Raw genomic sequence first — 9,593 nt, forward strand, 5'->3', positions numbered from 1 at the left:
CGGTGGGGTTTCGCCGCCTCGGCTGCCACGGTCGACGTGCACGCGGTCAACCTACTGGCGGCCTCCGACGAGTCATGGACACACTCGGCCGGCCGGTGGCTGTTCGACATGGCGATGCTGGTCGGCTTGGGTGCAGTGGCCACCGCGGCGCTGCGCTGGCGGCTGAGGCGCCCGGCGCGCCGGCACTGATCGCCTCAATACCGTTCTTAGACATAACGTCTCACTTGTCGACAGTAGGCCGAGTATTCGTCACCATACTGTCGCCGCATGAACTCCTCCTCGCGCAATACGGAACCCAGTTCGGAAACACCAGGAATTGGCCCACCAAAACAAGAAACAGCGCGACGTAGATGGGGTTACGGCTCCAAGCGAACGCCCCGGTGGTCACCAGCTCGTCGGGGCGGTCGACGTCGATGTCAACTCGAAAGCTTCTGCCGAACGAGATCAGGCTCGCCAGCATGACAAGTAGGCCGGCACAACATAATCCGATTCCGATCCAGGCCACGGCTTCGGACCGGAAAAACCTTCTGCCGCCAACCAGCGGCCAATCCAACGCCGCGGCAAAGACGGTGTAGAAATAGAACAGCACGATCGGCGGAATGAAGTAATCCTTCTTGTCAATACTGCCGAAATGCATTGCGCGTGTTCCAGTCATGCTCAGTAGCAAGACTGGCATGAAGACCATGCCGACCAGGAGCACGATCGTTCCGGCGGCTAGATATCCTGGCAAGTACGTTCCGCTTAAGCGGTTTCGACTCCGTTCACCTCATGCCAAAGCGCTTCGTAACACATTGCTGCGACGCTGTGCGGGGCGAACGCTGTTACCGGCGCCCGTTGTTCGGCCATCTGCTCGATGATCGACAGGGCTGGAATCGCCGTCTTCAAGATTCCCGCTCGTTTAGCCGGCAACTGTTCCACGAGGTCGCGGTGCAGCCGCTTGCGCGCGTCGACCATCGAGAAGAACGCACGCACCCGTGGTCTGCGGCCATCGAAATCGCCCACGAAGCCGGATAATTGATCGAATGTGCGCACCGAGAGCGTGGCCGGAATCATCGGCACCAGTAACATATCGACCGCATGCAGGACGTTCTCCGACAGCAGCGAAATGCTCGGCGGGCAGTCCAGGAAGACCACGTCGTATTCGTCGTCGAACGGTCGCAGCAGCTGGTGAATCCGGCGGGTCGGCCGCTTCATGTCGTCAAGCTGTAAGTCCATGTTGCGGTAGCGGAAATCGGCCGGCAGTAAGTCAAGCCCGTCGAAATCGGTGGCCTTGATCGCGTCGTCGAGCGATCGCGTTCCGTCCACCAGCGCTCGACTGCCACCCTTGACTTTGGGCCGCACCCGGAAAAGGTAGGTGGCCGCGGCCTGTGGGTCGAGATCCCACAGCAACACGTTGTATCCGCTGCGCGCGGCCAGATGGGCAAGGTTGACCGCGGCCGATGTCTTGCCGACGCCGCCCTTGATGTTGTAAGTCGCGTAGATCTTCATCAGCGCACCAGCGCCTTCACTCGGGCACGGTTCTCATTGGCCAGGAATGGCTTCAGCCGGCCCACCAGCGCTCCCCGCGCATTGAGCTGATGTGCGTCGAGCTGCGCAGCCAGTTCCCCCATCGCCAGCACGGTTGCCGGCGGCGCAGCGCCCTGTTCCATCATCACCGCGGCGAATTCTCGGACCGCTTCCCGCTGGACTTCGCCATCCTGGAAGTCGCCGAGCGTGTCCTGCAGCGCTTTGAGCTCCTTAATCAGAGGGCGATACGGCGCGTCGGCGCACAATGGCCGGAATACCTCGAGCAGATAGCGCAATTCCTTGCAGCGCTTGCGCAGTTCATGCACCTGATCGCTCGGCGAGTCGGCGGCGATCAGCTTGCCGCGCCGCACGACCTTCCGGAACGCCCCCTCAATGCGCCGCCGGGCCACCGCAGCGACCGCCGGCCCGCCATCGCCGTCAGCGGCCACCTGGGCGAGCTCGGTGCGCCAGTCGCTCATCAGTTGTTCGAAGCGCCGCGAACGCAGCCCGCGCACCAGACGGCGGCGTTCCGCTGCGCGATGCCGAATCAGAAAAGACCGGAACGGGTCGAGGTCGCGCGGATCGGCCGACGCCAGCCTGGCGGCCATGTTGTCGAGCTCGAGCAGGTATACGTCGAGATCGCGCACGGGCGTAGTCAGATCACCGAGCCACTTGAATTCCGGCTGGAACCGGTCAGCCAAATTCGCGGGCAGCACATCACCGACGAGCTTGAGAATCGAACGGGTGCGCCGTACCGCGACCCGAAGGTCGTGCAAGAACTCGGTGTCGATCGCCGCGATCGTGCCCGCCACGTTGTCATCGATGGCGGCTGCGAACTGCGCGAGCATATTCGCAATGGCCACCGGCGCAGGCGTTTCCGGGCGCAGCGGCGCCGTCGGGTTCTGCTCATGGTCGCTGGGACTGCGACTGGCAAGCGCCAGCGCGTCGTCGTAGGGCGTCGTTGTCGACGCGGTGAGCCCATCCACGCTACCCATCAGGCGGGCAATGCGATCACCGTCTAACTCGTAGCCACGCAGCGGCTGGACCTGCAGCTGGCTGGTGGCGTCGTCGGCGCTTTGGGTCAGTAGGCGGGCAACAGTTTTCTCGTCGGCGTTGAGTACCCGGCTCTCGCGCACAGCACGCTGCACGGTGACGACCGACAGAAGTGCCCGCGGCGCGACAATCGGATCCAGTGCATCGCGCAGCCGCCCGGCCGGCAGATCGTGCAACAGTGCTGGCCATTTCTTCGCCCGGGGCCCTTGCAACCGGCTGCCATCCGGGAACTCCATGATCAGTGGACCGTCGTCGACGTACTCAAGGGATATCCCCGCTGAGTGCAGCCGCCAATCGAAGGTATCCAGCCAGGTGTGTGAGACGGTTCGTTCCGGTCCGGCGACCAGGGCGAAGTTCGGATGCAGCGCAGCCTCGACCGCCTCAACGTCAACCGCACCCTGCCTGCTGAAGGCGCGGGAAAACTTGCCCATGGCATACCTTCCCTTGGCCGCATGGCCGCGACCGCGCGACAGATGATAGCCACCTTGGGTTAACGGACTGTTCACCTGGCCGCGGGGCCGTCAAAGTGTCGGCTGACCTCGCGGAGCTTACTCCGGCGGTGCGAGGGTCGAGTTACCGTCGGGTATGACCACCACAGCCGAACATTTGCGCAACGCGCTGGACGGACGTTGGCGCGACGTGAAGAACCAGATGCGGGAGCGGTTGAGCGACGAGGTCTTCCGTCCGCACTACACACCGAACACGGTGATCGCGCGCACCAAGGTGGCAGAGCAAATGTCGATCATGGCCGCCGCCGGCGCGGCCGATGACGGCTTCCGCAAAGAACACGGCGGGACCGGCAATGTCGGGGCGGCGATCACGATGATCGAGATGCTCGCGATGTCGGATCTATCGCTGATGGTCAAGGCGGGCGTGCAGTGGGGCCTGTTCGGCGGTGCCGTGGAGAATCTCGGCACCGAACGCCACCACGAAGCCTACGTGAAAAAGATCATCAACCTCGAGCTGCGCGGCTGTTTTGCGATGACCGAGACCGGACACGGCAGCGACGTCCAGTCACTCGAGACGACCGCGACGTACGACGCGACCAACCAGGAGTTCGTCGTCCACTCCGCCACTCCGACCGCGCGCAAGGACTACATCGGCGGTGCCGCCGAAACCGCTGCCATCGCAGCGGTATTCGCCCAACTCATCACCACCGAGGGCGACGAGCAGGTCAACCACGGCGTGCATTGCTTCATGGTGCCGATCCGCGACGCCGACGGCAACGACCTGCCCGGTGTGACCACGTCGGACTGCCAGTACAAGGGCGGCCTGCCCGGCGTCGACAACGGCCGCATCGTTTTCGACCACGTTCGCGTTCCACGGGTGAATCTGCTGAACAAGTATGGCGACGTGGCCGCCGATGGCGCCTACAGCTCACCGATCGAAAACCCGAATCGCAGGTTCTTCACCATGATCGGCACCCTGATCCGCGGGCGGATCTGTGTGGGTGGCAGCGCAGGCAACGCAGCACGGGTGGCGTTGGACATCGCCACACGGTATGCGTTGCAGCGCAGGCAATTCAGTGCACCCGACAACGAGGGCGAGGTGCTGATCATGGACTACCTGGTGCACCAGCGAAGGCTGTTCCCGTTGATCGCGCGTTCGTATGCGTTGCAGTTCGCGCAGAACGAGCTGGTGGCCAAGTGCCACGATCTGCAGACCTCGGACGCACCCGACGCCGAGGAGCAACGCGAGTTGGAATCGCGGGCGGCCGGTCTCAAAGCGGCCAACACCTGGCATGCGTCCAAGGCTATTCAGGAAGCCCGGGAAGCCTGCGGCGGCGCCGGATACATGGCCGACAACCGGTTGATCGCGCTGCGCGCCGACACCGACGTGTTCACCACCTTCGAAGGCGACAATCATGTGCTGATCCAGCTGGTGGCCAAGGAGCTGCTGACCGCCTACGCCGACGACATCAAGGGTATGAGCCCAGTGGAGTGGGTGCTGTTCGCCGCCAACTTTGCCGGTGAGCGGGTGCTGAAACGCACTGCGGCAGAGACGATCATCCAAACCATCGTCGACGCACGGCAGGACAACGAAGAAGAAGGCAGCCTGTTCAACCGCGGCACCCAGGTCAAGATGTTCGAGGACCGCGAGGAATACATGATTGCCTCGGTGGCGCGCCGGCTACAGGGCAAATCCAAAGAAATGTCGGCATTCGATGCGTTCAACGCCGTGCAGGATCACGTGTTGCATGCCGCGCACGCACATATCGACCGGGTGGTGCTGGAAGCGTTCGTCGCCGGGATCGACTCGTGTGAAGACGACGCGGCCCGCAAGGTGCTCGGGCTGGTCTGTGATCTGTATGCGTTGTCGGTGATCGAAGATGACAAAGCGTGGTACGTCGAGCACCGGTACCTGTCCACCGAACGCGCCAAGGCGGTCACTCGCGCTATCAACGACCGGTGTCGGTTACTGCGGCCCTACGCGCAAACACTGGTCGACGGATTCGGGATCCCCGAGCCGCTGCGATACGCCGTTATGCTGCATCCAGAGAATCTGCCGGGCTGATCTGACGGCGAGCAGACGTAAAGGCCCCGCGACACGCCGACGAGGAGGGGCTTATGTGTCTGCTCGCGCGAAGGCTCTAAATCACTTCGATCAAAACACTTGGTTGCCGGATCAAGCTGGAGCAGATCATGACCGCACCGACAGATGCAGCCATCACCTCCACTCAACTCCGCGATCTCCTCGCGTCGTCTGCACCTCTGAGAATTCTTGACGTGCGAACGCCTGCCGAGTTCGAGACCTCACACATCAGCGGGTCCTACAACGTACCGCTCGACCTTCTGAATCAGCACGGTCCCGAGATGGTCCGGCAACTCAACAACGAACATGACGTTGTATTGGTGTGCCGCTCAGGTCAATGTTCGATACAGGCCGCAGAATTGTTGCGCAACGCGGGCCTGACCGGTGGACGAGTTCTCGAGAAGGGCATCACCGATTGGGAGGGGCAAGGCTTCGCCGTCGATCGTGGCGTCCAACGATGGGAGCTCGAGCGGCAGCTGCGCCTGGTAGCCGGATCGGTCGTGCTTACCTCTGTTGTCGGGAGCGTCGCCCTACCGCGACTCAAATGGCTGGCGGCGGCGATCGGCGCCGGCTTGGCCTACGCCGCGATATCCAACACTTGCGCAATGGCAACGGCGCTGTCCAAGTTGCCCTATAACCGGGGCGCGGCGTCCGATGCGAAAACAGTTCTCGCCCAACTCGATACGCCGGCCAGTGCCAACTCAGCGACCGTCCGCGGGCGTTAAAATCACTGCTGAATTAAGGGTTCCGGGATCGTTCAGCACCCCGAACGCTAGTTGGCAGGCATCACGGTATGCTTGGAACGCTACATGCTTTTGATCGGGAACCGCGACGAAGGGTTATTCGCATGAATCCGAACCCGGACTACGATGCCAGCGACGAGCTGGAGTACGGCATCGCGGCGTACGCATGGCTCCTGAGAGGCGTCTACCCGCCGCCTTCGTATGCCCCCGACCTGGGACCCTCTGGCGGGTAGCGCAGGTCACGCCGGCGGCGGCACATAGGTGGCCGCCGAGTTGCGCAACTGCCACAGCTGGGCTGGGCAGTAGATATTCACCGCGTTCGAGATCAAGTAGTTGGCCGAGTACTCGTCGTTGGGCAGCACGTCATTTTTCACGTCGCCGATGACTTGGGCGTAGCTCGCCCCGCCGGTAATCTTGTCGCAAATGCCGTGGGCATAGCTGATGGCATCTGCTGTGTTCGCGAAACTGTATTGCTTGCGCACGGTCGTGTCGTAAATGAACTCAATATCGGGGGCCGGAACGGCGTGCGCCAGCGGCGTTATGCCGCCGCAAAATGCCGCGGCGACGATCAGACCCGCCAGCCACATCCCACGCTTCATCGCAGTCCCGCTCATGCCGGTTGCCCGTATACGGCGACGAGCACGCTGCGGTCGAAGCTGTTTTCTGACCACACGCCGATCTGAGTATTGGCGCAATTCGACATGATCGCCATGTAGTCGGGGCGGTAGTACCAATTACCCATGACGTCAAGGTCATTGATGGCCAACGACTGGTTGATCGCCACGGTCTCGGCGACAGTGCCGTTGTAGCCGGCGCCGCGGGCACGGTCCGCCACCGACGACCCGTCCGACCCGACGTCACCATCGAGGCCGCGATTGTTGAGCACATCGACCGTGTGGCGCTGCGCGGCGGACTGTAGCTGCGGATTGATCTTCAGGTTGGTTTTGCAGCCGGCCTGCCTCTTGATGGTGTCGACGTTGGCCACGATGCCGTTGTTGAGCCGGTCGTTGTTGCCGGGAACCCCGGGAGCGGCCGATGCGGCGATCACGCTCGGGGAGACGAGCCCGGCGCCGACCGCCAACGGTATCGAGATGATCTGTGCACATTGGCGGATGCGCTTGTCAGTCATGGCATCTCATCTCTTTCGAATCACTAGCGGATGTTCGCGGCTAGGTCGCCGGACATTGCACCGAGCTGTTGTCCCCACGTCGGCCAATCGTTGCCCCCGCCGCGGCCCAGGTCGAAGTGGCCGTTCTTGCCGCCGACGTCGCGGTAGTGGGAGTAGAACTGAGCGTTGGTGCCCTGGGAGATATCGCCGTAGCCGGCCATCGCGCCCTGATCAGTCGGGGCGCCGCTCCCTGGGCTGTAAATCCAAAGCCGGGCGTCATTGTCGACGAGCTGCTGAATGTTCTGGTTGGGCGAGTGCCATTTCCAGCGACCCAATTGGGGCGGGCCCCACATGTGGTCGCTGTCGGCACCGCCTTGTTTGAGCGCCGCGGTGATCGTTCCGTCCACTCCGGTGCGCTCGGGGGTGAGGAATCCCGATAGCGACCCGGCATAGCGGAACCGATCAGGATGGAACGTGACCAGCGCGGCCGCCGCGTATCCGCCTTGGGAGACACCGACAACGCCGTGCCCGCCGGGCGCCAGGCCCTTGTTGGCAGCGAGCCAGTCTGGCAACTCGGTGGACAAGAACGTGTCCCACTGTTTGCTGCCGTCCTGCTCCCAGTTGGTGTACATGCTGTAGGCGCCGCCAGCCGGTGCTACCACCGAAATCCCTTTGCCGGCAAGGGCGCCGAATCCGTTACCTGCCGTCACCCAGTTGCTGACGTCAGGCGCGGCGTTGAAACCGTCCAGCAGGTACGCCGCGTGCGGGCCACCGGCCAGGAAGGCCACCGGGATGTCACGACCCATCGACGGTGACGGCACCAACAGGCTCTCGAAGCTGGCCGCCTTAGTGGTGCCCGTCGAGCCCGAAATCATGCTTGCTGCAAAGCATCCGACCGTCAGTGCGATGGCGGAAAGCCGCCGGAAATTCAACGACACACTCTTCATCCTTGCCTCACTTGTCCATCGCTCACACCGGGTCGAACTGCGAAATGAGCCATCGACCGTCGACCTTCTCCAGACTGACGCGCACACTGGACGTGGTCTGAGTGGGTGCATCGTTGCCGATGGTGGTGGTCTGGTCGACGAAAACCAGCACCACCGCGTGCTTTCCAGTCGCCGACACCGAGGCCGCCGCAGGAACGGTGGCCACCGCCGAAATGTGCTGCTGCTTTGCCCCGGGAGCTACGACGTCGTTGGTGAGCTGGGTGTACTGCTGGCGGAAGCCGGCCGTGAGCCGCTCGGCGGCAGCCTTCAAGTCGCGGTCCACCGTTTCGGGCTTGTACGACAGAATCGCGACGGTGCTCTCGGAGGCCGCCCGCACGGATGCTCCTGCGGCCGCATGCGATTCCCGCGCCGTGCCGTCGAGCCATTTCAGATAGCCATCGCCTAGGGCGATGATCAACGCCAGCGCGGGTAGTCCCACAATCAGCAGACGAGTCCAGGAGAACCGGCTGCCCCGCTCGACCGGCGCTTCCACAGCGTCGTTGTCGGCTTCTGTTTCGTCAACGTCAAGCAGGTCCGCCTCGTCAGCCGCCTCCGCCTCATCGGCCAGATCATCGCGCTCGGTCAGGTCGTCGAGCGACGACTCGTCGGCGGCCGGGTCAGTGTCATCGGACATCGCGGAGTCCTCCTGCTGCCCTGTTAGTGCAGTTCGACTACTCACGGTACGAACTCCACATTCGACACCTTGGCGCTGTCCTCTGTTCTGTCAACGGTGAGTCGCATCCGCCATCTGCGCGGCTCCTGATCTGCCGGAGCCGCGGCCATTGACGTCTTCACTGCGACCGCGACGAGCACTTGCGCTTGGTCCTTCGTGTAAGAGAGCAGACCCGCCTCGGAGATGGTGCCCTCCGATTTGGACTGCACTTTCTTGACGACCTCGACGAATGGTTGCGACCGGTTCTGGAATTCGTCGTGAAAGGCGCCGGTGGCCGAATCCAGGACCCGCTTGATGTCGGCATCGACCTCGGTGTAGTTGATCGTGGTGAGGTTGATCGCGGTCTGCCGCGCGACTTGCACGTACAGGTTGCGTTGCGCCTGCACCTGATCGTCTTGATGGACGCGGAATCCCAGCCAGCCTCCCAGCCCGACTAGTGCCACGACGATGGCGACACTGACGGCGATCGGTCTCGGGATGCTCGAAAACCATTTTTGCACACGGTTTCTCGTGCCCGGCTCGGCGGCACCCTCGGCCTCAGGCTCGTCAGCTTCAGAATCCTTGCCATCTGTTTCTTCAGCGTCGATGTCCTCAGCGTCGGCGCCGTCCTCGTCGACGAGCTCAGGGGCGTCTGAGGTATTTAAGGGGTCGGTTTCTTCGACGGCACCATCATGTCCTGCCATGTCTTACCTTTCGACGTAAAAGCCAGGTCGGACTCGCTGTAGGCGCGGCCGTCCGGGCCCACGTAATTTCCGGTCGCCGGATCGTAGGGAATGGCGACCGGCGGCCGAACCGGCGACTCGGGTGGCGGGTGCCAGTCCCTGCCAGGTGACGGTGTCGGAGCCCCCTTAGGAAATTGCGGCACACTTTGACCGCTCAATGTCGCGTTGGGATCGCCCTTCCAGAACAGACCGTCGTTGAGTGGGACATACTGTTCGTCGCTTTCGCACATCTCGACCGTCGGGGCGCGCTTGCCCGGCTTTGTCTCGCAG

At 63.0% G+C, this 9,593-nt stretch carries 10 protein-coding genes and 3 pseudogenes; 4 read left to right on the top strand and 9 right to left on the bottom strand.

Going from position 1 to position 9,593, the window contains the following annotated elements:
• Window positions 1–189 (top strand): annotated as a pseudogene (locus VEI45_RS08775) (ABC transporter); the annotation flags it as partial.
• A gap of 31 nt (window positions 190–220) precedes the next feature.
• On the opposite strand, the gene VEI45_RS08780 reads toward VEI45_RS08775, so the two are convergent.
• The 3 genes from VEI45_RS08780 to VEI45_RS08790 all read right to left on the bottom strand — a co-directional run bounded on the left by VEI45_RS08780 (window position 221) and on the right by VEI45_RS08790 (window position 2,990).
• Window positions 221–655 carry a methyltransferase family protein gene (locus VEI45_RS08780; RefSeq protein ID WP_324852211.1) on the bottom strand — a complete coding sequence of 145 codons (435 nt, stop codon included), beginning with the start codon at window positions 653–655 and terminating at the stop codon, window positions 221–223.
• An 86-nt stretch (window positions 656–741) separates the two neighbouring features.
• Window positions 742–1,488, bottom strand: a complete 747-nt coding sequence (locus tag VEI45_RS08785) for a ParA family protein (RefSeq protein WP_324852213.1) — start codon at window positions 1,486–1,488, stop codon at window positions 742–744.
• Entirely contained in the window at window positions 1,488–2,990 is a 1,503-nt protein-coding gene (locus tag VEI45_RS08790) for a CHAD domain-containing protein (RefSeq protein WP_324852215.1), read from the bottom strand. Before VEI45_RS08790 ends, VEI45_RS08785 begins: the two co-directional genes overlap by 1 nt.
• A 154-nt stretch (window positions 2,991–3,144) precedes the next feature.
• Here VEI45_RS08790 and VEI45_RS08795 point away from each other — a divergent pair, with 154 nt between their 5' ends.
• The 3 genes and pseudogenes from VEI45_RS08795 to VEI45_RS08805 form a co-directional block, all read left to right on the top strand.
• Window positions 3,145–5,073 carry an acyl-CoA dehydrogenase gene (locus VEI45_RS08795; RefSeq protein WP_324852217.1) on the top strand — a complete coding sequence of 643 codons (1,929 nt, stop codon included), beginning with the start codon at window positions 3,145–3,147 and terminating at the stop codon, window positions 5,071–5,073.
• Between the two features lie 128 nt (window positions 5,074–5,201).
• Entirely contained in the window at window positions 5,202–5,816 is a 615-nt protein-coding gene (locus tag VEI45_RS08800; protein ID WP_324852219.1) for a rhodanese-like domain-containing protein, read from the top strand.
• 128 nt (window positions 5,817–5,944) lie between these two features.
• Window positions 5,945–6,067: pseudogene (locus VEI45_RS08805) on the top strand (hypothetical protein); the annotation flags it as partial.
• A gap of 6 nt (window positions 6,068–6,073) precedes the next feature.
• Here VEI45_RS08805 and VEI45_RS08810 read toward each other — a convergent pair.
• The 6 genes and pseudogenes from VEI45_RS08810 to VEI45_RS08835 all read right to left on the bottom strand — a co-directional run.
• Window positions 6,074–6,421: a DUF732 domain-containing protein gene (locus tag VEI45_RS08810; RefSeq protein WP_324852221.1), complete on the bottom strand. Its 348-nt coding sequence runs from the start codon at window positions 6,419–6,421 to the stop codon at window positions 6,074–6,076.
• A 23-nt stretch (window positions 6,422–6,444) separates the two neighbouring features.
• Window positions 6,445–6,963, bottom strand: coding sequence for a CAP domain-containing protein (locus VEI45_RS08815; RefSeq protein ID WP_324852222.1), 519 nt, complete (start codon window positions 6,961–6,963; stop codon window positions 6,445–6,447).
• A gap of 23 nt (window positions 6,964–6,986) precedes the next feature.
• Window positions 6,987–7,889, bottom strand: coding sequence for an alpha/beta hydrolase family protein (locus VEI45_RS08820; protein ID WP_324852224.1), 903 nt, complete (start codon window positions 7,887–7,889; stop codon window positions 6,987–6,989).
• A 22-nt stretch (window positions 7,890–7,911) separates the two neighbouring features.
• Window positions 7,912–8,562 (bottom strand): hypothetical protein, encoded by a 651-nt coding sequence (locus VEI45_RS08825; protein WP_324852226.1) that lies wholly within the window; start codon window positions 8,560–8,562, stop codon window positions 7,912–7,914.
• A gap of 41 nt (window positions 8,563–8,603) precedes the next feature.
• Window positions 8,604–9,284: a hypothetical protein gene (locus VEI45_RS08830; RefSeq protein ID WP_324852228.1), complete on the bottom strand. Its 681-nt coding sequence runs from the start codon at window positions 9,282–9,284 to the stop codon at window positions 8,604–8,606.
• Window positions 9,242–9,593 (bottom strand): annotated as a pseudogene (locus VEI45_RS08835) (MCE family protein); the annotation flags it as partial. The gene VEI45_RS08830 and the pseudogene VEI45_RS08835, both read right to left, overlap by 43 nt.

It is taken from the genome of Mycobacterium sp., assembly GCF_035623875.1.
Taxonomy (GTDB): Bacteria; Actinomycetota; Actinomycetes; order Mycobacteriales; family Mycobacteriaceae; genus Mycobacterium.

What these genes read in the sequence shown, in the direction of transcription:
- VEI45_RS08780 (WP_324852211.1), bottom strand. Translation starts at nt 655, where the DNA reads ATGACTGGAACACGCGCAATGCATTTCGGCAGTATTGACAAGAAGGAT.
- VEI45_RS08785 (WP_324852213.1), bottom strand. Translation starts at nt 1,488, where the DNA reads ATGAAGATCTACGCGACTTACAACATCAAGGGCGGCGTCGGCAAGACA.
- VEI45_RS08790 (WP_324852215.1), bottom strand. Translation starts at nt 2,990, where the DNA reads ATGGGCAAGTTTTCCCGCGCCTTCAGCAGGCAGGGTGCGGTTGACGTT.
- VEI45_RS08795 (WP_324852217.1), top strand. Translation starts at nt 3,145, where the DNA reads ATGACCACCACAGCCGAACATTTGCGCAACGCGCTGGACGGACGTTGG.
- VEI45_RS08800 (WP_324852219.1), top strand. Translation starts at nt 5,202, where the DNA reads ATGACCGCACCGACAGATGCAGCCATCACCTCCACTCAACTCCGCGAT.
- VEI45_RS08810 (WP_324852221.1), bottom strand. Translation starts at nt 6,421, where the DNA reads ATGTGGCTGGCGGGTCTGATCGTCGCCGCGGCATTTTGCGGCGGCATA.
- VEI45_RS08815 (WP_324852222.1), bottom strand. Translation starts at nt 6,963, where the DNA reads ATGACTGACAAGCGCATCCGCCAATGTGCACAGATCATCTCGATACCG.
- VEI45_RS08820 (WP_324852224.1), bottom strand. Translation starts at nt 7,889, where the DNA reads ATGAAGAGTGTGTCGTTGAATTTCCGGCGGCTTTCCGCCATCGCACTG.
- VEI45_RS08825 (WP_324852226.1), bottom strand. Translation starts at nt 8,562, where the DNA reads ATGTCCGATGACACTGACCCGGCCGCCGACGAGTCGTCGCTCGACGAC.
- VEI45_RS08830 (WP_324852228.1), bottom strand. Translation starts at nt 9,284, where the DNA reads ATGGCAGGACATGATGGTGCCGTCGAAGAAACCGACCCCTTAAATACC.